Origin of the sequence: Bacillus sp. FSL K6-6038 (genome assembly GCF_038050455.1) — a bacterium.
GTDB lineage: Bacteria > Bacillota > Bacilli > Bacillales > Bacillaceae_G > Bacillus_A > Bacillus_A pseudomycoides.
Map to the genome: position 1 here is coordinate 629,638 of NZ_JBBOUH010000001.1, position 21,448 is coordinate 651,085.

Consider the following 21,448-nt stretch of genomic DNA (forward strand, 5'->3'; position numbering starts at 1 on the left):
AAAAAATAACAATGGGATTTTATTTGTAATCGTACACAATAGAAAAGAATTATTTTAATATGAAATGGAGTTAGAGTCATATATATGCAAAAATATGTGCAATTGTATAAACTACTTTTTGTTGTTACATTACTATTTGGAGGTTGTTCCCCAGCGAGTAAGAAGCTTTCTCCCACAGTAAAAATGGATCAGAAAGTAAGAAAATATAAGATACAACAAGTGAAACAAGAAACGGCAAAACCGTTACCAGAGAAAATTGTCTTGTCGCATGTTCCGTTTATTAGACAGCTACCTGAATTAAAAAGAGGTTGTGAAGTAACGAGTTTGGCGATGCTACTCCAGTCAGCAAATATTAAAGTAGATAAAATGAAGCTAGCAAAAGAAATACATAAAGTTCCATTTTGGATTGGAAATAAGCACGGGCATCCAAACGAGGGGTTTGTTGGGGATATATATACGTATTCTTCCCCTGGATATGGTGCATATCATAAGCCAATTTATAAATTGGCACAGCGATATTTAGGAGAGCGAGCAATTGAATTGACGGGAAAAGATATAGAGAGCATTTATACGCAAATTCGTTCTGGGATACCAGTTTTAGTAATTACAAATTCTACTTTTCGGCGTCTTTCCGATGGTCATTTTCGCAATTGGGAAACGCCACAAGGAATAGTTCGTATTACGTACTACGAGCATAGTGTAATCGTAACCGGATATGATAAAGAAAAAGTATATTTTCATAATCCTCTTGGAACAGAACCACATATTGCCATTTCAAAAAATGAATTTCAAACAGCTTGGGAGCAGATGGGGAAGCAAGCGATTAGTTATAAAAAGGAGCTTAGGTAATCTTATTTTACTATTTAGGTTCAAGTTTTGTTGTTTTATCATTTTAATCGAGAAGCCCCTCCTCTAAACGAAGTGAAGATGAGGGGGAGTTCAATAGTATAAAAAGAGTTTCATGTGAAACAACATAAAACTAATTAGTTGAAAGTTTCTTAGGAATACAAGAAGCTGTGGGGAACAATCCAGTATGTTTGGAATGTAGCTCACAGCTTCTTATTGTATTAACTAGCTTTATTATTAGGTTGTTCTGAAGCAGAAGTAGATGAATTTTTCATCAGAATTGGATAGAGGACGAGTCCTAATACAAATAATCCAATTCCTAAGAAAAATGTTTTCAAATCAGCTGTTCCAGTTTTAATAACCCAAATGGAATATAGAAATGCAAGTAAGGTAATGATTCCATCTTTTACTCGAGATCCTGGTGTTATATCATATGTTTCTCCTGTAACAACTAGTTTTAATTGATACAAGGTAGAAACAAGGTATGGAATTAAATAGGCTAAAGTTGCAACAACTATGGCAAAATTATATGCTTCTGAAACAGTGCCAGAGATTGTTGAAAATAAGAAAATTTGAGTCATAATATTTGTAACAAGCAATGATTTTGAAGGGCTTCCTTTTTTATTTGTTCTTCCAAAAAACTTAGGGAAAAGTCCATTCTTCGCTGCTTGATAAGGTACTTCTGAACTAACAACAATCCACCCTACAGTAGATCCGAATAATGATACAAGTGCAAGTAGTGCCATAATGTAAGCACCTTTATTACCAATTGCTAGGTTTAATGCATCCACCAATGGTTTTTGTGATTCTTTTAAAGCATCTTGCGGAAGAGCACCCATTGTGAGTAGGGTAATTGCCATGTAAATAAGAAGTGCAATAATTAATCCAAAGATCGTTGCTTTTTTCACATCACGCTGTGATTTTGCGCGATTAGACAGCATAACTGCTGACTCAATTCCTATAAATGCCCAAAGAGTTGCAATAGCAGCAGCATTTATTTGTCCGCCTAATGGAATCGATTGTCCAGCCTCATTCATAAATGTTTGGCCATCACCAAAATTAGAGGCGTTAAAAATAAATAATGTAATGACGATGAACATTGTAAATCCGATAATCTTTGCAATCGTTGCAAGGAGATTCATGTTGCCCGCTCTATCGATGTTTTGAGAAAGGATACATTGAATTCCCCATAGCATGATGCTACATACAGCAAATGTTAAACCTTTTCCAAGTTCTAATGAAAACCCGTTTAGTGAAAAAAGAACTTGCTTACTTTGTAAAACTGGGAAGAATGTAGACAAATATCCTGCAAAGGAAATAATAACAGAAGCAGTTGCAGCCCAGTTAGCAGCCCAGTATCCCCATGCCATGCTATATCCAGCAACTTTACCTGCCTTTTGAGAGGTAAACATTGCTTGTGCATAACTTTGTGGGCCAGCTTTTAACTCCGGTTTACGCACTGCAAGGTTTCCGAATACAAGTGCAATCATAAATACACCAAGTCCTGTAATTGTCCATGCAAGCGTCGATCCCATTGGACCTGATACTTGCGCTAAATTTGCTGGGAGCATAAATACGCCACCGCCAACCATATTTCCCACAACAAATGCTGTTAAAATCCATAAACCCCATTTTTTCGTTTCCATGTTTGTCTATCTCCTTTGTAGTAGTTTTGCTTATTCATCATCTTTTTACTAACGTTTTTTGAAAATAAAAAAGAGCCATGTAGATAAAAAATACCTACATGGCTCTTTGCCAAAGCGTAGGTACAATGGGAATAACCCTTGTACCTACGCGTGAATTTTTCCGCTAGGTTTCAAGGGTTTACGTATGATGATGATGTTTTTGTGCAAATGTAACTACAGTTGTATTATTTGTAAGCATAGTTCTTTGCTCCCTTTCTCCTCTGATTTTGAAGTTAGTATACTACATGTTTTTTAGAATGAAAAGAAAAATATGAAAAAAATTTATAAAAATGCGGATTGATGACTAAATATTTATATATACTTTCTTGTATTGGAAAATAAGTGAGAGATTGGAATGATTTTCTGTCATGCTATAATACAAGTAGAAATAGAAGGTGACAAGGGGTTATTCAAAATGATGAGTAAGTATGAACAGATCTATACGGAGATAAGTGATTCGATTGATAATCGTAAATTAAAAGAGGGATGTAAAATCCCATCTGAAACAGAATTGATGAAGCAGTATGAAGCAAGTAGAGGGACGGTAAGGAAAGCAGTCGATTTATTACAGGAACGTGGATATGTACAGAAAATACATGGCAAAGGCGTTTTTGTTTTAAAGCGAAAAAATATTGAATTTAACTTTGGTGGTATTGTGAGTTTTCAAGAGGAAAATGAACGTTTAGGGCGCCAATGTATAACAAGTGTTGTAGAGATGGAACAATTGTTAGTACCGAAAGAAATGGCTAAATTATTAAATGTAAAGACGAAAACGAAGGTAGATCATATTAAACGTGTTCGAAATATTGATGGGGAAAACGTGATTCTAGATGTAAACTATTTCGTATCTGAACATATTCCGGGATTAACGAAAGAAATTGCTGAGAAATCGATTTATAAATACATTGAGAAGGAATTAGGATTACATATTAGTTATGCACAGCGTGTTATTGAAGTGCAACCTTGTACAGATGATGATCGGAATTATTTGGATTTGAATGGAACAGATTATGTTGTTGTTGTAAAAAACTTTACGCATCTTTATGATGGTAGTCAATTTGAATATACAGAATCACGTCACCGTTTAGATATTTTTCATTTTTCTGATGTGGCGCGGAGAAAATAAAGAGATGAAACAGTGCAGTGTTTCATCTCTTTATTTTGTATATTTTGAGAACAAATGAAAAAAATCTCACCAACTCGTATATACGAGTGTTGACTAACTTATATATACGAGTTAATATGTATTTGTAAACGGTATCAAAAAAAGAAAAGAGGGACGGAATATGGGGAAGGATTATCGTAAGACAGCAGAAGAAGTGCTGCAATATATTGGTGGGAAAGAAAATATTGAACAAGCAGCGCACTGTGTAACAAGACTACGCATCGCTTTGAAGGATGAAAGTAAAATAGATAGCGAAAAACTGCAATCGATTTCTTTAGTAAAAGGTGCGTTTCATAACGCTGGGGTATTTCAAATCGTTATTGGTCCAGGAGATGTAGATCGCGTATACGCTGAATTGATAACGCTTGCAGATATGAAAGAATCCACGGTAGCAGATGTAAAAGATTCAGGGAATCAAAAATTAAATCCGCTTCAAAAGTTTGTAAAAGTATTTTCTGACGTATTTATGCCGATTTTACCGGCGATTATAACAGCTGGTTTATTAATGGGAATTAATAACTTATTAGGTGCAAAGGATTTATTTTTTGATGGCAAAAATTTATTAGAAGTATACCCAAACTTAGGGGGACTGTGGGATTTAATTAATATGATGGCCAATACGGCATTCGTATTCTTACCAGCACTTGTTGGCTGGTCAGCAACGAAACGTTTTGGCGGCAGTCCGATACTTGGTATCGTAATGGGACTTATGTTAGTACATCCTGATTTATTAAATGCATGGAATTATGGAAAAGCAGCTGCAGGGCTAGAGGGACAAAAAATTGAGTACTTCAATATTTTAGGATTGTTCCAAATTGAAAAAGTAGGTTATCAAGGACAAATTTTACCGATTTTAGTAGCGGCATTTGTCTTAAGTAAAGTTGAGATTTTCCTGAAAAAACGTGTGCCAAATGCGATTCAATTATTAGTTGTTCCGATTACAACAATTGTTGTAACTGGTGTATTAGCGTTAGGAGTCATTGGTCCAGTTACACGTCATATCGGCGATTTATTAACAGCTGGTTTAGTTGGTGTATATGAAACAGTTCCTGCTTTGGGGGCAGTATTATTTGGCGCATTGTATGCACCGTTAGTCATTACAGGTATGCATCATATGTTTATTGCGATTGATTTACAGTTAATTTCGCAAAATGGTGGTACATTTATTTGGCCAATGATTGCACTTTCTAACATTGCGCAAGGTAGTGCAGCGCTTGCAATGTTTTGGATTTCCAAAAATCAAAATGATAAAAGTATGGCGTCTACATCAGCGATTTCGGCGTACTTCGGTATTACGGAGCCAGCGATGTTTGGCGTAAACTTACGAAATAAATTTCCGTTTTATGCAGCTATTACGGGATCGGCAATTGCAGCAGTATTTATCACGTTAAATGGTGTATTAGCACCAGCGATTGGAATTGGTGGGTTACCAGCATTTATTTCTATCATTCCGAAATCGATTCTAATGTTCGTTGTTGGGATGATAATCGCAGTAGTGGTACCATTTGTTTTAACATGGTTATTTGCAAAACGAGTAAAACAGAAGTAGGAGGCAGTTTAGTATGAAAGATTGGCATAAAAGCGTTGTCTATCAAATTTATCCGAAAAGCTTTAATAGTTACTACAACACAGAGACCGGTGACATAAAAGGGGTCACAGAGAAACTAGATTATTTAAAAGAACTCGGAGTGGATTACATTTGGTTAACACCGGTATACCAATCACCGCAAAATGATAATGGCTATGATGTAAGTGATTATTATTCTATTGATCCGTCTTATGGAACGATGGAGGAATTTGAAGAGCTACTAGCAGAAGCGAAAAAACGTGAGATTGATATTATGCTTGATATCGTTGTAAATCATAGCTCAACGGAGCATAAATGGTTCAAAGAAGCGAGTGAAGATAAAAATAGCCCGTACCGTGATTTTTATATATGGCGTGATGAAAAGAATAATTGGCAATCTAAATTTGGCGGTTCGGCTTGGGAATATGATGAAGAGACAGGGCAATATTATTTACATCTATTTGATAAAACACAAGCTGATTTAAATTGGGAAAATGAAAAACTTCGAGAAGAAGTATACGACATGATGCGTTTTTGGCTTGAAAAAGGTGTTAGAGGATTCAGGCTGGATGTCATTAACTTAATTTCAAAAGAACAGCATTTTTTAGATGATGAAGGAACATCGGCTACAAGCGACGGACGTAAATATTATACAGATGGACCGCGTGTTCATGAATATTTACAAGAGATGAATCGTGAAGTGTTTGAAGGAAAAGATGTGATTACAGTCGGAGAGATGTCATCTACGACAATTGAGAATTGTGTCAAGTATTCGAATCCAGAGCGGAAGGAATTAAGTATGACATTTAGCTTTCACCATTTAAAAGTAGATTATCCAAATGGTGACAAGTGGACGAAAGCGGATTTTGATTTTGTGAAATTAAAAGAAATCATGTCGAAGTGGCAAACCGAGATGCAAGAGGGTGGCGGCTGGAATGCATTATTTTGGTGTAATCATGATCAACCACGTATTGTTTCTCGCTTTGGTGATGATAAACGGCACCGAAATGAATCTGCAAAAATGTTAGCAACAGCGATGCATATGTTACAGGGGACACCTTATATTTATCAAGGTGAAGAAATTGGGATGACGAATCCGGACTTTGATGATATTAGTAAGTATCGTGACGTAGAATCTTTAAATATTTATAAGATGAAGAAGGCGCAAGGGATGTCAGGTGAAGAAATTATAGGTATCCTGAAACAAAAATCTCGTGATAATTCGCGCACGCCTATGCAGTGGAATGGAGAAGTGAATGGTGGTTTTACAACAAGTACACCTTGGATTTCAGTTGCGGAGAATGCAAAAGAAATAAATGTGGAAAAAGCGCTACAGGATAAAGAGTCTGTGTTCTATCATTATAAAAAGCTAATTGAACTTAGAAAAACATATGACGTTCTTACAGAAGGTAAATATGCAGTTTTAGATATAGAGCATCCAAATATTTGGGCGTATACACGCACGCTAGATAATGAAGTATTGTTGGTTGTAAATAATTTTTATGGGGAAACAATCACATATTCCGTACCAGATGAGGTTCAGTTAACTGGAATGAAGCAAGAAGTATTATTATCAAATTATGAGGATTCTGGTGAAGATATTAGAAAGCTTATCCTTAGACCGTATGAATCCATTGTGTATCGACTTACTAAATGATTGAAAAAAGAGGTTGTATGTTTATAACATACAACCTCTTTTTGATTTAAAACACCACTATATATTTTTTGTACTATAAAGGTTATGTCCAATGGTATGTACAATTACATCATTTGATGAATAGGGAATTTATGGAATGTGATTTATACTAGTATTGTGTCTTGCCTTTTTAGGCCTAGTACACAGCCGGTGATTGGCTAGTGGAAGTTCTTCCATTTTACCAGTTCCGTTTTTTTGTTGGATAATAGAGGAAATATATTTTCTACAAGAAAGAAGGGACCGTTTTGAAAGATGTAGATTCTATTTCTAGGTAGAGGCAGAGTTTTTTAATTATATTCATAGAAGTATTTTCCATATTTATGGTAAATTTAATATAGAGATACATAAAGGAGGGGCTACATATGGAAATAGCTGTAGAACGAGTTTTTACCAATAAAATTTTAGAAGAAGCTGCAAGAAGATTTAATGTTACAGTTGAAGAAAATCCGCTAGGTGATTTTGAAAATTATATTTTTCATGCAAAGGATGAAAGCGGAGTATCTTACGTATTAAGATTAACGCACTCTTCACATCGATCTGAAAAGCAAGTAGAAGCAGAATTAGATTTTTTACGGTATCTTGCAGAGAACGGAGCTAAGGTTGCAGCGCCATATTATTCAAAATCTAAAAAACTTGTAGAAGTAATACAAGCAGTAGATGGAACATTTTTTTATGTTTCTCTTTTTACCTATGCAACGGGTGAAAGAGTAAAGGGCGAAACATCTATTTATTGGGGCGATCCCCTTTTTGAAGCATGGGGAAAAGCAATTGGTCAACTTCATCGTCTTACAATTGATTATCCAAAAACGAAATATCGAGATACGTGGGAAGTAGAAGAAAAAGCAATTATTGATGAGTTAGATGACGAAAAGGTGCAAAATATAGCTTATATATTAATGGAAGAGATAAAGGCCCTTCCAATGGAAAAAAGAACGTTTGGTCTTATGCATGGTGATATTCATCAAGGGAATTTTCATTATGATGGGAAAGAGCTAACGATTTTTGATTTTGATGACGCGACTTATAATTACTTTATTCATGATTTGGCGATGGTTATCTATTATTCCGTTCTTTCAACCGCATGGACTGAACAAGAGAAAACATTGTTTGCACGTAAACAACTGCAAGTATTACGAAAAGGATACGAGTTAGAACATCAATTAGAGGAAAGTTGGTATGAATCGCTACCACTATTTTTACGACTTCGTGATATTGGTTTGTATGGTACGATTCAGAAAAAATTCAAAGGAAAAGAAATGCCAGTACATTTTCAAAAACTAGCAGATGCCATTTATGTAAGAATTATAAAGCAGGAAGCAATTGTGAATATATAATACACATGCAACGTAACAAAGTATATAGATCGAATATATACTTTGTTTTTTTATACAAAAATATGTTTGTTTTATCAAAATAATATTGTCATAGACTTTAGATACCTTTATAATTTTTATATATTCTGAATATTCTTTATAAAGTGAAAAGGAGGGGGAATGGATTGGAAGCTTTCGTTACTTGGCTAAATAATATTGTATGGAGTCCCGCACTTGTTTATTTATGTTTAGGAGTAGGTTTATATTTTTCAATTCGAACGAGATTTTTACAAATTAGGCATGCAGGTGAAATGGTGAGACTTACATTTCAAGGAGAAAAATCAGAAGCAGGTGTTTCTTCTTTCCAAGCGTTAGCACTTTCTTTATCTGGGCGCGTTGGAACAGGGAATATTGCTGGTGTAGCAACAGCGGTTGCATTTGGTGGTCCGGGAGCTGTCTTTTGGATGTGGGCTGTAGCATTTTTAGGGGCAGGATCTGCTTATGTGGAATCGACACTTGCTCAAATATACAAGACGAAGCATCAAGGTCAATTCCGCGGTGGCCCGGCTTACTATATTGAAAAGGGATTAGGGGTTAAGTGGTATGCACTCGTGTTTGTCGCTGCAACCATTCTTGCAACAGGAATGTTACTCCCAGGTGTGCAAGCGAATAGTATTGCCTTGAGTTTGGAAACAGCTTTTGGTATTAATACATCTGTATCAGGAGCAGTATTAGTTGTTGTATTAGCACTTATTATTTTTGGTGGGGTTAAGCGTATCGTTAACGTAGCACAGGTTGTTGTGCCATTTATGGCGGTTGGATATATACTTGTTGCTTGCGTAATTGTGTTTATGAATATTGAAAAGTTGCCTGAAGCATTTATGTTAATTATAAAAAGTGCATTTGCATTAGAAGCTGCTTTTGGAGGGATTATCGGTTTAGCAATTTCTTGGGGAGTAAAACGTGGTATTTATTCGAATGAAGCAGGTCAAGGAACTGGGCCACATGCTGCTGCTGCTGCTGAAGTATCTCATCCAGCAAAGCAAGGCCTTGTGCAAGCATTTTCCGTTTACATTGATACATTATTTGTTTGTTCAGCAACAGCATTTATGATGATTATTACAGGCATGTATAACGTATTTGATGCAAGCGGAAAAAATTTCATTGTAAATAAATTGAATGGTGCAGAACCAGGACCAGGGTACACACAGGCAGCAGTTGAATCTGTATTTCCTGGATTTGGAAACGGTTTCGTTGCAATTTCCCTATTATTCTTTGCTTTTACAACGATTATGGCGTACTACTACATTGCAGAAACGAATATTACTTATTTAAATCGTGATAAAGATCGTCCATGGATGTCACTTGTTTTAAAAATTGTTTTCTTAGGCGTTGTATTTTACGGCTGTGTCAAAACAGCAGCAACTGCTTGGGCTCTTGGTGATATCGGTGTAGGGATTATGGCATGGGTCAATATCATTGCAATCTTACTTTTACAAAAACCGGCACTGCTAGCACTGAAAGACTATGAAAAGCAGAAAAAAGAAGGGAAAGATCCTGTATTTGATCCAAAGGAGCTAGGAATCAAAAATGCTGATTTTTGGGAGCATGAATACGGAAAAGATAAGAAAGAAGAAGTGTCATAATAAGGTACTTGTAGAACAATAACGGGCAGTATATCTGCTCGTTATTGTTCAAATAATGGGAATTTATGTCTGCATGGCCGAATAAAATTTGAAGCAGAGAAATTTCACTTTATAAATAATCGCCCCAATTTAAAATACGATAGAAATAGAGAAGAAAGGAGGAAGCGAATTGATTGCCTTTCGTAATGTAAATAAGTTTTATGGTAGCTTTCAAGTCTTAAAAAATATTAATTTACAAGTTCAAAAAGGTGAAGTAGTTGTAATTGTTGGACCATCAGGGTCTGGAAAAAGTACATTGCTCCGCTGCATTAACCAATTGGAAACAATTACAGAAGGAGAATTAGTCGTACAAGATGTGGAAGTACATAATCCGAAAACAGATATGAATCAATTACGCCGAAATATTGGAATGGTATTTCAGCATTTTTATTTATATCCACACAAAACAGTGCTCCAAAATATTACACTTGCACCGATAAAAGTAAATAATATCTCAAAAGAAGAAGCGGAAAAAACAGCAATGTATTATTTGCAAAAAGTAGGGATTCCAGAGAAAGCGAATGTGTATCCGCAGCAATTATCAGGGGGACAACAGCAACGGGTAGCAATCGCAAGGGGATTAGCAATGAAACCAGAAATTATGTTATTCGATGAGCCAACTTCTGCACTTGATCCAGAAATGATTGGTGAAGTGCTCGATGTTATGAAAACCTTAGCAAAGGAAGGGATGACGATGGTTGTCGTGACCCATGAAATGGGATTTGCACGTGAAGTAGCAGATCGTATTATATTCATGGATGAAGGACAAATCATTGAAGATACAAAGCCAGTGAACTTCTTTGCAAACCCAGAGCAAGAAAGAGCACGATTATTTTTAAGTCGAGTGTTAAACCATTAGAGGAGGGGTTTTATGTTTAAGATGAAGAAACTGTTCGTTTTAATTGTATTTTCATGTTTATTTACTCTGATCGTAGCAGGTTGTGGGAAGGAAACGTCCAAAGAAGTTTCTAAAGAAACTTCGGGCGGAAAAGTGGTAGATCAAATTAAAAAGCGTGGGAAATTAGTAGTCGGAGTTAAGAATGATACAAACTTATTTGGATTGAAAGACCCTGCAACAGGGAAGGTAGAAGGGTTTGATGTTGATATAGCCAAAGCGCTTGCGAAAAAAATTCTAGGAGACGAGAGTAAAGTAGAATTCAAAGAAGTGACGTCTAAAACACGTATTCCAATGTTGAAAAACGGCGATATTGATACGATTATCGCAACGATGACAATTACAGAAGAGCGTAAAAAAGAAGTTGATTTTTCAGATGTATATTTTAAAGCAGGACAGTCGTTACTTGTGAAAAAAGGGAGCAAAATCAAGAGTATTGATGATGTGAAAAGCGGTGTGACAGTATTGGCGGTAAAAGGATCAACTTCTACCCAAAATATTCGTAAAAAATCACCAGAAGCAAAGGTGCTAGAATTTGAAAATTATAGTGAAGCATTTACAGCATTAAAAGCAGGGAAAGGTGATGTCCTTACAACAGATAATGCGATTTTATACGGTATGGCAAAACAAGATGCAAATTATCAAGTTGTTGGAAAAATTTTCACGGATGAACCGTATGGAATTGCTGTTCAAAAAGGAGCAACAGATTTAACAAAGGTAATTAATGATTTGTTAAAAGAGATGAAAGCAAATGGAGAATACGATAAATTATATGAAAAATGGATTGGTGAAAAGCCAGAGAAGTAAAGTATAGAAAGAGTAAGAGGATGAGAGATACTCATCCTCTTCTTGTAAAGAAAGAGGGGGAGCATTTGCCTGATTTTTCTATTCTTACAAACAATCTTGATTTGTATTTAGAAGGATTTAAATATACAGTGATGTCTAGCATTGTTGCACTGATTGGGAGTTTCATTCTTGGTACGATTATGGCAGTGATGCGAATTGCACCCATTCGTGTTTTGAATTGGTTTGGCGCAGCTTATGTAGAATTCATTCGAAATATTCCACTTGTTTTAATTGCGTTTGTATTTTATTTTGCTTTTCCGGTAATGGGTGTTACATTAAATGGTTTTATTGCTGGTACGGCTGCACTTACAATCTATACAGCCGCATTTATTGCAGAAGCAATTCGAGCTGGAATCTTGTCAGTTCCGAAAGGACAGATGGAAGCAGCACGTTCTTCTGGCTTAACGTACGTGCAAGCGATGTATTATATCGTTTTACCACAAGCTATTAAAATAGTAATTCCGCCATTAGGTAATCAATTTCTCAATTTAGTAAAGAACTCATCTATCCTTGGCATTATTGCTGGAGCAGATTTGATGTATCAAGGAGATTTAATTTCAACAAGAACATTTGTTACATTTGATGTGTATATATTTGTTGGTATGTTTTATTTATTATTGACTGTACCGCTTAGTATGCTTGTGCGTTATTTTGAGAAACGCTTAGCGAAAGGAGCGGTGTAAATGGATTTTCGAGGTGCTTATACAGGCGATCATGTTTTATTTTTATTAAAAGGGCTACTTGTTACATTAGAAATAGCTGTTGTAGCGATTTTACTTAGTTTTATTATTGGTAGTATAGTGGGAACTTTACGATATGCAAAAATACCAGTCGTATCACAGTTACTAGCTTTTATCGTTGAAATTATTCGAAATTTACCACTGCTTTTAATCATCTTCTTTACATATTTTGCACTCCCAGAAGCTGGGCTAAAATTAGAGATTACAACGGCAGCAATTGTTGCTTTAACGATATTTGAAGCAGCGATGATATCAGAAATTGTTCGCAGTGGTTTATTATCGATTGAAAAAGGACAAATTGAAGCAGCGCGCGCGTCTGGATTATCATATATCCAAACACTTTGGCATATTATTTTACCGCAAGCATTGAGACGAATGGTACCACCGCTCGTCAGTCAATTTATCTCGTTATTAAAAGATACGTCACTAGCGGTTGTTATCTCCTTGCCAGAACTCATGCATAATGCCCAAATTATTAATGGACAAAACGTAAACTATATGATTCCTACATTACTACTTGTTGCTTGTATGTATTTTGTTGTCAACTACAGTTTATCACTTGTGTCTAGGAAATTAGAAAGTCGTTAACTCTTACATGAAATGAGATGTGAGAGTTTTTTTATGTTTTTTACATAGTTTAAAAGTTGGGATTTGGAAGATATTTAGTTTTTTAGTAGTGTAATTCTAAGATAGATGAAAAAACATTATATTTTATCAGAAAAGTTTTAATTTTATATAGAAATTGTAACCGCTTTCGTGTATATTTTTATTATCAGAAAATTTTAAAAAGAGATAGAGGGTACTTGTAGGGGAGGATTACGATGCAGCAAACAACGAATGAGAAATTACATCGTACGATGAAGAGTAGACATTTATTTATGATTGCACTTGGAGGTGTAATTGGAACAGGTTTTTTTCTTGGATCAGGATATACCATTAACCAAGCAGGACCAGGAGGCGCGATCCTTTCTTATTTAGTCGGTGGATTTATTATGTATTTAACAATGCTTTGTCTTGGTGAGCTAACGGTAGCGATGCCGGTTTCTGGTTCTTTCCAAAAATATGCGACGAAGTTTATCGGTCCAGGAACAGGATTTATGATTGGATGGCTTTATTGGCTTGGATGGGCAGTTACAGTTGGTTTAGAGTTAACGTCTATCGGCTTAATGATGAAAAGATGGTTTCCAACTGTAGATGTTTGGGTATGGTGTCTTGTATTTGGAGTTATTTTATATATGTCAAATGCTATCTCAGCAAAGAGTTATGCTGAATTAGAATTTTGGTTCTCAAGTATTAAAGTAATTACAATTATTGCATTTGTTGTTCTTGGTGGTAGTGCGTTATTTGGTTTTTTACCGTATGACGGAAAAGAAGCAGCGCCTCTTTTTTCTAACTTTGTGAGCGATGGTGGATTGTTTCCGAATGGACTGGCTGCTGTGCTTCTTACAATGATTACAGTTAATTTTTCCTTCCAAGGAACAGAGTTAATTGGGATTGCAGCAGGAGAGAGTCAAGAACCGGAAAAAACAATCCCACGTGCAATTCGTAATACAGTATGGCGCATTATGTTGTTCTTTATTTTAACAATGACGATTTTAGTAGGTTTAATTTCATGGAAAGATGCAGGGGTTATTGAAAGCCCATTCGTTGTTGTATTTGATAAGATCGGTATTCCATATGCAGCAGATATTATGAACTTCGTTATTATCACTGCTTTATTATCTGTAGCAAATTCAGGATTATATGCGGCGACGCGTATACTATGGTCACTTGCAAATGAAGGAATGGCACCAACTTCCTTCAAAAAGGTAAATAAACGCGGTATTCCGATTACGGCATTAGTAGTTACAATCGCAGTAGCGGCATTATCTTTACTAACAAGCTTTTTGGCAGAGGATACAGTATATATTTACTTATTATCTGTTGCTGGTTTATCTGCAGTTGCAAGTTGGATTATCATTGCTTTATCACAACTTCGATTTAGAAGTCAGTATGTAAAGCAAGGCGGAAAAGTAGAAGATTTAAAATATAGAACACCGTTATATCCAATTGTTCCTATTTTAGCGTTAATTACAAATAGCATTGTTGTTATTAGTTTAGCATTCATTCCAGAACAGCGTATGGCGCTATATTGCGGCATTCCATTTATCATTTTCTGTTACGTGTATTATTATATAAATAAGAAACGGAAGCAAATTACGAAAGTGGAGATGGGAACAACGTATGAAACTAACAATCAAGCATGATGATATTGAGACAGAACTTTCACATGGTCAATTGTCTATTGGAAAAGAAAGTGGATATACACCGTTAGAGTTATTCGTTTCCTCTATTGCAGGGTGCAGTGCAATTGTATTTCGGACAATTTTAGAAAAGAAGCGTATTACATACGATACGTTTACAATTGAAACTGAAATTGGAAGAAGCGAAGTTTTACCAAGGCCGGTAGAAAGTCTTCATTTGCACTATAAAATAAAAGCAGAAGGAATTACACAGGTACAGTTAGAAAAAGCGTTAGAGCTTGCGGTGAAGAATTGTACGATTGCTCAATCTGTGAAGGATAGTATAAAAATTACGGAAACAATTGAGTTAATTGGTGAATAAACTTTTGTAGAGCAAATAATGTGCGAAAAAGCTTAAGAGAAATTCTCTTAAGCTTTTTTACATACTGATTGGCAATGACATAGTAAAGCAAGAACCTTGATTTACTTCACTTGTAACAGTAATTTCTCCGCCATGTAGTTCGACTATTTCTTTTACAATGGCAAGTCCTAATCCAGTTCCACCAGTTGAACGAGATCTTGCTTTATCGACGCGATAAAATCGTTCGAAAATGTGTGGGATATCTTCTTCTGGAATTCCTTCTCCTGTATCTTGGATGGCAATTTCAAGTTGTGTTTTATGCTCTGTAACGGAAATGGTAATTCGAGAATGTTCAGGTGAGTGTACATACGCATTATTTAATATATTGATGATAACTTGTTCAAACCTTTGTTCATCAAGAGCTATAGAAAGTGAAGAAGGACATGTTGAAGAAACAATGATATGTTTTGCTTCATACATTATATTCACTTTTGTAACAATGCGAGAAAGAAAGGTTTGCAAGTGTACTTCCTTTGCTTGAATAGAAAAATTATGTTTTTCCATTTGAGCAAGCAAGAATAAGTCTTGTACTAAATTTGTAATATAATCAGCTTCATCTTTTATAATTGATAAATATTTTTGGCGCTGCTCAGGAGGTGTACTGTTTTTTATGGCGATATCTGCATATCCCCTCACATAAGTTAGCGGTGTTCTTAGTTCATGAGCGACACTTGCTAGAAATTCACTGCGTTCTTTTTTCATATAATGTAAATCATTCGCGAGCGTTTGGATAGACCCTGCAAGTTCACCAATTTCATCATTTCGAGTACTAGTTAGAGATACGGATAAATCACCATGACTCATTTTTTCAGTAGCATGCTTCATACGGAGAAGTGGTTTTGTTAACAGACGCGATAGAAGAAATATCGTAATGACTGTTAAAATAAATGTAACAACACCAGCAACAAGAAATTGTTTTGTAAGACCTGTAATCATTTCTTTAATAGAACTTGTGCCAAGAAACATATAAACATAACCTTGCGTTTTTCCTTCTATTATTATTGGACTAACTGTGCATATATAATTAGAAGTTTTCCAGTGGTTCTCCACGATCGTTCCGTTATGGTTCGTATTTGCTATCATTCCAATAATGTGCCTCTTTATAGTGGAATCTATATCATTAGATTTTGCTAATATTTTTTTCTGAGCGTTTGTAATAATAACTTTTGTTTCAGCCTCTGACTCCATTAAAGTGACATGAGAGATTGTTTGGAAATCAAAATATTTCTCAAGTACATCTCGGTGGCTATTTCCACGTTTTAATAATGCTGTCATTTCCTCATTTATCCTCGTATTGACAAGGCTATAATAGAGTAAAACAAATAGGACGGTTTCGATTAAAAGCGTAACAATTAAAAAGTAAAATCCGAGTTGAACAGAAATTCGTTTCATCGCGTAACTCCTTGATTTTCAGCGTCAATCCACCGGTAGCCAACTCCATACACAGTTTTTAAATGTTCGTCAATTGGAAAATTGTTCTTTCGCAATTTATCACGTAAGTTACGAATATGAGAATCCACTGTGCGATCCTCTGTATTTGTATCTAGTCCCCAAATCCGCTCAATAAGCTGATCGCGACTTAATACGTAGTTCACGTGACGTAGAAATAAACCAAGTAAAGAAAATTCAATTGGTGTAAGAAGGAGTTCTTGTTCATAAACGGAGATAAAGTGTTTCGCTTCATCCCACAAAATTCCTTTATATCGTAGTTGCTCATGTTGATTACTGCGCCGTAATACTGCTTCAATACGTGCTAATAGTTCACCTTCATGAAAAGGTTTTGTTATATAATCATCAGACCCGATTTTTAATCCTTGAATAACATCAATCGTCTGATCGCGTGCGGTTACCATAATAATAGGAACGTTACTAAACGAACGAATTCTGTTACATGTTTCCCAACCATCCATTTTCGGCATCATAATATCGAGAAGAACAAACTTAAAACTTTGGTTTTCTATATAAGAAATAGCTTCTTGTCCAGAAGTCGCACAAACGCAGTTATATCCTCTAGGAGTAAGATAAAGCGTTAATAATTCGAGCATACGTGGTTCATCATCTACAAGTAGTATATCCATCATATAATATCCTCCGTATTTGTATTCACTACTAAAAGTGTAATGCAAAATCCTGAAGAAATGGTGCAGATTATCATGCATCTGCATAATTTCTTCAGAATTGCTTGTTATTGTATAGTTGAAATTTACATTTTAGGTAAAGATTATAGGCTCAAACATGATGGGGATGGAGGCGATATAGTGAAAAAAGCAACTCGAGTTTTGAGTATGACAATAGTTGCTGTACTTGGACTTGCAGCGTGTGGGCAAGCAAATACAGAGCATGAAAATCATGAATCTACAAAAGAGAAGAAAAATGAGCAGCAAAAAGATATGAAGGTGCATCATGCAGCGATGCCACCGAAAGAAATGAATACGGGAGCATCTAGAGATTTATTAACAACAAGTTTAAAAAATGTAACACGATTAAACACAAATGATCCTGTTCAAATGGCAGTATTAACATCACAAACAATATGGCCAGCGACTCACAAAGAGAACCAACCAGGAGCGGTGATTTTAGTACCAGCTAATCAGTGGCAACTTGGAATTGCTAGTGCGGATCTCATTCATCATCCAAACAATGGACCTATTTTATTTATGAATAAAGAAAGTATTCCAGAGGCGACGTTAAAAGAAATCAAGCGGTTAAACCCACTTGGAACAAAAGATGGAACACAAATTATGGTGATGGGAGATGTAGAATCTTCCATATTAAATCAACTGAAAGAATATAAAATAAAGCAAATAAAAGAAACGGATTCAGCAAATTTTGCGAAAGATGTTGATAAAGAATATGCAGACATAACAGGGAAGTACCCAGAAAGTGTCATTATCGGTTCGTCTGAAGAAGAAGGACGCTTATATACAACACCTGCTGTGAATTGGATTGCTCATATGCCTGAACCTCTTTTATATGTAGCAAAAGATAAAGTACCTGAGGCTACAATAGAAGCGTTGAAAGCAAGAAAAGGGAAAGCAAATATATATCTTTTAGGACCTGAAAAAATTATTTCAAAAGAGGTAGAAAAACAGTTAAGTAAGCATGGGAAAGTAACGCGCATTAGCGGAGAAAATCCAACAGAAAACTCAATCGCTTTTGCAAAGTTTAAAGATAAGAAAACACAATTTGGATGGGGATTCACAAAACCAGGGCACGGCGTATCATTTGTTTCAACAGAAACTCCCGATTTAGCAATTGCTGGAGCGCCGTTTTCACATATGGGGAAACATGCACCTGTTCTATTATTAGATAAAGGGAAGGTTTCACAGCCAGTATATGATTTATTAGCTACGATTCAACCAAAATTTAAAGATGATCCAACGCTCGGGCCATATAACCATGGTCTTCTATTAGGAAATACAGAGAATATTTCGTTTGAAACGCAAGGAATACTTGACGAGAAGTTAGAGATTGTTCAAGAAAATGGTGGGGGACACGGTGGACATTAAGAGAAAAGACGTTGCATGATGCAGCGTCTTTTCATTTGGGAAAGTTTTTTATAGCAAAAAATCTGACATTCGTTATATAATAGCACTCGTGCAATCGGCCCGATTTTCTTACGGAGAAAATCAAAAAATAAGAAAAGTAGAGGAGTGTTATCTTGTTACACATAATCTAGCTCTTGGTGTTATGATTGGTACAGTAATAAGTGCAGTTTTATTCGCAGCAAATATGGCAAAGATTCACGTGAAACATTCTTATATTGGTGAGAAAAAGGTATACGCTGTTCACGGACAACTCTTCTTTGCATCGACTACAGAATTTATAAATGTATTTCAGTTTAAAGAAGATGTGACAGAAGTAGAAATTGATTTTACACACGCCCATGTATGGGATGATTCAGCTGAGGCTGCGGTTGATAAAGTTGTAGTGAAGTATGAGAAAAATGGTGTGAAAGTAAACATAACGGGATTAAATGAGCGTAGTTCAGAGCTTGTTACAAAATTGGCGAAACAAGCTGTTCGTTAAATAGGAAGAACCTTTTCGAAGGACCGAAAAGGTTCTTTTTGTATTATAATACGAGTATGATGATGAAAGGGGTTTCAGAAGATGTACAAGCAAATTATATTAGCATGTGATGGTTCAGAACACGCAATACGCGCAGCAAAACATGCCGTACATATTTCTACATTGAGTAAGGAAGTAACCGTTGAAGTTGTATACGTAGTAGATAGTAGAACAGCAAAATCAGATATTATACAGGGACAAACAAATATAGAAACAATTTCAGCTAGTCGAAAAGATAGATTAAAAGAAATTGAGATTTTATTACAGCAAGAAGGAGTTTCTTATAAAATTACGATTTTACATGGTGATCCAGGAAATACACTTGTGCAATATGTAAATACAGGAGACATTGATCTTGTAATAGTGGGGAGTAGGGGATTGAATACATTGCAAGAAATGGTACTTGGTAGTGTAAGTCATAAAATAGCAAAACGAGTGAAATGTCCGGTGATGATCGTGAAGTAACAGGCAGCAGAAATGTTGTCTGTTTTTTTGAGATAAATCTTACAAAATTGTAAGACTGTTGTTAGGGAAATCGATGTTTTGAAATTTCCTCCATTGATATGATGTAATCATCAAAGGGAGAGAATGGGGGATGTAAGAAATGAAAGCATTTCAAAGTTTAACATATAGTCAAGGAGTGAGTCTTATTTGTTTAGGGGGATTTACTACTTCGGTGACATTGGCTATTGCTATGAAAATGTTTCAGCAGCTGTTTTTATAAAAGTAATGTTGTAAATAGAAGGGAAATGATTGTTATAGGCTGCAAGACAATATCACTAGACATAAATAAAAAATAGCTCTTAGCATATATCTGAATGCTAAGAGCTATTTTATTTCTTTACTTCAGCTTTTGTTCCCCACTGATTAAAGCTTTTCACTTTATCTTATAGAAGTTTTTAAGAAAAACCTCCGTTTAAGCTTGTTGTGATTTTGAAGATCCTGTGTTTAAAGTTAGAGCAAGGAATACAATCGCAAGTACACAAGATGTAAGTAATAGAATGAAACCGCCGTTCCATCCGAAAGCATCTACAATAAAGCCCATTGCAGCACTAGCAAATGCAGCACCGCCCAGGTAACCGAAGAAACCTGTTAAACCAGCAGCTGTTCCAGCAGCTTTCTTTGGTGCTAAGTCAAGGGCATGTAATCCAATGAGCATAACTGGTCCATAAATTAAGAAGCCAATTGCCACTAGTGCGATGCTATCGATGATTGGATGACCAGCCGGATTTAACCAATAAACAAGAACAGCAATGAATACACCAACCATGAATAAAATACCAGCAGGGGCACGGCGCCCTTTAAATAATTTATCGCTCATCCATCCGCAAAGGAGTGTGCCCGGAATACCAGCAAATTCGTATAATGCGTATGCTGTACGAGAACTATTATGAGTAAAGTTTTTTTCTTCTACTAAATAAGTAGGTGCCCAGTCTACAACACCGTAGCGTACGAAGTATACGAATACGTTAGCTATAGCGATGTACCATAAAAATTTGTTGTTTAGTACATAAGTAAATAAAATTTCCTTTACCGAAAGTTCGCGTTCACGATCTTTTACTCTTTCATCTGAAGGATATTCACCCGTATATTCTTCAATAGGTGATAATCCACAAGATTGCGGTGTATCGCGCATTACAATTAATACATAGATCCCAACTAAAATTGCAAAAATACCTGGGAAGTAGAAAATGCTTTGCCAGCTACCAGCAAATAAGAATAGTCCTAATGTTACGAGTGGTCCCATAAGTCCGCCACCAACATTGTGGGCAACGTTCCAAATGGACATTTTTGTACCGCGTTCACTAATAGAGAACCAATGAACCATTGTGCGGCCACATGGAGGCCAGCCCATACCTTGTACCCAACCATTTAAAAATTGAAGAACAAACATAAGCAAAATACTTGTTGTAATAAAAGAGAATGAACCAAAGATAATATTAATGATACCGGATAAAAATAGTCCTGCCGCTAAGAAGTAGCGGGGATTACAACGGTCGGAGACAATCCCCATAATAAATTTACTTAAGCCATATGCAATGGATACAGCAGAAAGGATAACTCCAAGTTCACCTTTGCTAAATCCTTGTTCAACAAGATAAGGCATAGCCAGTGAAAAGTTTTTGCGAACAAGGTAGTAACCTGCATAGCCAATGAAAATGCCTAAAAATACTTGTAAGCGCAGTTTGCGGTATTCGCTATCAATGCGATCAGCAGGTAAGCGCTCTGTATGCGGCGCAGGTTTAAACAACTGAGTTAAAAACATAACCTAAAATCCTCCTCTATTATTGAAAACGTT

At 35.8% G+C, this 21,448-nt stretch carries 19 protein-coding genes and 1 pseudogene; 16 read left to right on the forward strand and 4 right to left on the reverse strand.

The window, feature by feature from the left end:
• Positions 1-84: 84 nt before the first annotated feature.
• A complete protein-coding gene (locus NSQ40_RS03220) occupies positions 85-849 on the forward strand; it encodes a C39 family peptidase (RefSeq protein ID WP_224795982.1) in 765 nt (254 codons plus the stop codon).
• 218 nt (positions 850-1,067) lie between these two features.
• Here the strand turns inward: NSQ40_RS03220 and NSQ40_RS03225 are convergent, their stop codons facing one another.
• Complete coding sequence (locus NSQ40_RS03225) at positions 1,068-2,492, reverse strand: amino acid permease (RefSeq protein WP_098187806.1); 1,425 nt, start codon at positions 2,490-2,492, stop codon at positions 1,068-1,070.
• A gap of 454 nt (positions 2,493-2,946) precedes the next feature.
• Between NSQ40_RS03225 and treR the strand changes: the two genes are divergently transcribed.
• The 11 genes from treR to NSQ40_RS03280 all read left to right on the forward strand — a co-directional run bounded on the left by treR (position 2,947) and on the right by NSQ40_RS03280 (position 15,042).
• Positions 2,947-3,657 (forward strand): trehalose operon repressor, encoded by a 711-nt coding sequence (gene treR, locus NSQ40_RS03230; RefSeq protein ID WP_006093523.1) that lies wholly within the window; start codon positions 2,947-2,949, stop codon positions 3,655-3,657.
• Between the two features lie 160 nt (positions 3,658-3,817).
• A complete protein-coding gene (treP, locus tag NSQ40_RS03235; protein ID WP_003195237.1) occupies positions 3,818-5,245 on the forward strand; it encodes a PTS system trehalose-specific EIIBC component in 1,428 nt (475 codons plus the stop codon).
• 13 nt (positions 5,246-5,258) lie between these two features.
• Positions 5,259-6,920 (forward strand): alpha,alpha-phosphotrehalase, encoded by a 1,662-nt coding sequence (gene treC / locus NSQ40_RS03240; protein ID WP_003195235.1) that lies wholly within the window; start codon positions 5,259-5,261, stop codon positions 6,918-6,920.
• 401 nt (positions 6,921-7,321) lie between these two features.
• Entirely contained in the window at positions 7,322-8,293 is a 972-nt protein-coding gene (locus tag NSQ40_RS03245) for a phosphotransferase enzyme family protein (RefSeq protein WP_003205891.1), read from the forward strand.
• Positions 8,294-8,457: 164 nt separating this feature from the next.
• Complete coding sequence (locus NSQ40_RS03250; protein ID WP_098187807.1) at positions 8,458-9,918, forward strand: alanine/glycine:cation symporter family protein; 1,461 nt, start codon at positions 8,458-8,460, stop codon at positions 9,916-9,918.
• A gap of 169 nt (positions 9,919-10,087) precedes the next feature.
• A complete protein-coding gene (locus tag NSQ40_RS03255; protein WP_003195229.1) occupies positions 10,088-10,816 on the forward strand; it encodes an amino acid ABC transporter ATP-binding protein in 729 nt (242 codons plus the stop codon).
• Positions 10,817-10,828: 12 nt separating this feature from the next.
• Positions 10,829-11,659, forward strand: a complete 831-nt coding sequence (locus tag NSQ40_RS03260; protein ID WP_003195227.1) for a glutamate ABC transporter substrate-binding protein — start codon at positions 10,829-10,831, stop codon at positions 11,657-11,659.
• Between the two features lie 65 nt (positions 11,660-11,724).
• Positions 11,725-12,381, forward strand: coding sequence for an amino acid ABC transporter permease (locus NSQ40_RS03265; RefSeq protein WP_026008548.1), 657 nt, complete (start codon positions 11,725-11,727; stop codon positions 12,379-12,381).
• Positions 12,382-13,026, forward strand: a complete 645-nt coding sequence (locus tag NSQ40_RS03270; RefSeq protein ID WP_003195223.1) for an amino acid ABC transporter permease — start codon at positions 12,382-12,384, stop codon at positions 13,024-13,026.
• Positions 13,027-13,259: 233 nt separating this feature from the next.
• Positions 13,260-14,684, forward strand: coding sequence for an amino acid permease (locus NSQ40_RS03275; RefSeq protein WP_003195221.1), 1,425 nt, complete (start codon positions 13,260-13,262; stop codon positions 14,682-14,684).
• Positions 14,662-15,042 (forward strand): OsmC family protein, encoded by a 381-nt coding sequence (locus NSQ40_RS03280; protein ID WP_018781945.1) that lies wholly within the window; start codon positions 14,662-14,664, stop codon positions 15,040-15,042. Before NSQ40_RS03275 ends, NSQ40_RS03280 begins: the two co-directional genes overlap by 23 nt.
• Positions 15,043-15,099: 57 nt before the next feature.
• Here the strand turns inward: NSQ40_RS03280 and NSQ40_RS03285 are convergent, their stop codons facing one another.
• Positions 15,100-16,473, reverse strand: coding sequence for a sensor histidine kinase (locus NSQ40_RS03285; RefSeq protein ID WP_258248438.1), 1,374 nt, complete (start codon positions 16,471-16,473; stop codon positions 15,100-15,102).
• Complete coding sequence (locus NSQ40_RS03290) at positions 16,470-17,162, reverse strand: response regulator transcription factor (protein ID WP_006093532.1); 693 nt, start codon at positions 17,160-17,162, stop codon at positions 16,470-16,472. Before NSQ40_RS03290 ends, NSQ40_RS03285 begins: the two co-directional genes overlap by 4 nt.
• A gap of 177 nt (positions 17,163-17,339) precedes the next feature.
• Between NSQ40_RS03290 and NSQ40_RS03295 the strand changes: the two genes are divergently transcribed.
• The 4 genes and pseudogenes from NSQ40_RS03295 to NSQ40_RS03310 all read left to right on the forward strand — a co-directional run bounded on the left by NSQ40_RS03295 (position 17,340) and on the right by NSQ40_RS03310 (position 19,873).
• Positions 17,340-18,590, forward strand: a complete 1,251-nt coding sequence (locus NSQ40_RS03295) for an ArsR family transcriptional regulator (protein WP_033795881.1) — start codon at positions 17,340-17,342, stop codon at positions 18,588-18,590.
• A 151-nt stretch (positions 18,591-18,741) separates the two neighbouring features.
• Positions 18,742-19,110: pseudogene (locus tag NSQ40_RS03300) on the forward strand (STAS domain-containing protein); the annotation flags it as partial.
• 81 nt (positions 19,111-19,191) lie between these two features.
• A complete protein-coding gene (locus tag NSQ40_RS03305; protein ID WP_003195208.1) occupies positions 19,192-19,614 on the forward strand; it encodes a universal stress protein in 423 nt (140 codons plus the stop codon).
• Positions 19,615-19,753: 139 nt separating this feature from the next.
• Positions 19,754-19,873: a DUF4027 family protein gene (locus NSQ40_RS03310; protein ID WP_258248439.1), complete on the forward strand. Its 120-nt coding sequence runs from the start codon at positions 19,754-19,756 to the stop codon at positions 19,871-19,873.
• A 192-nt stretch (positions 19,874-20,065) separates the two neighbouring features.
• Here the strand turns inward: NSQ40_RS03310 and glpT are convergent, their stop codons facing one another.
• The gene (glpT, locus tag NSQ40_RS03315; RefSeq protein WP_003195203.1) at positions 20,066-21,415 is read right to left on the reverse strand and encodes a glycerol-3-phosphate transporter; all 1,350 of its coding nucleotides are present in this window, start codon (positions 21,413-21,415) and stop codon (positions 20,066-20,068) included.
• Positions 21,416-21,448 lie beyond the last annotated feature (33 nt).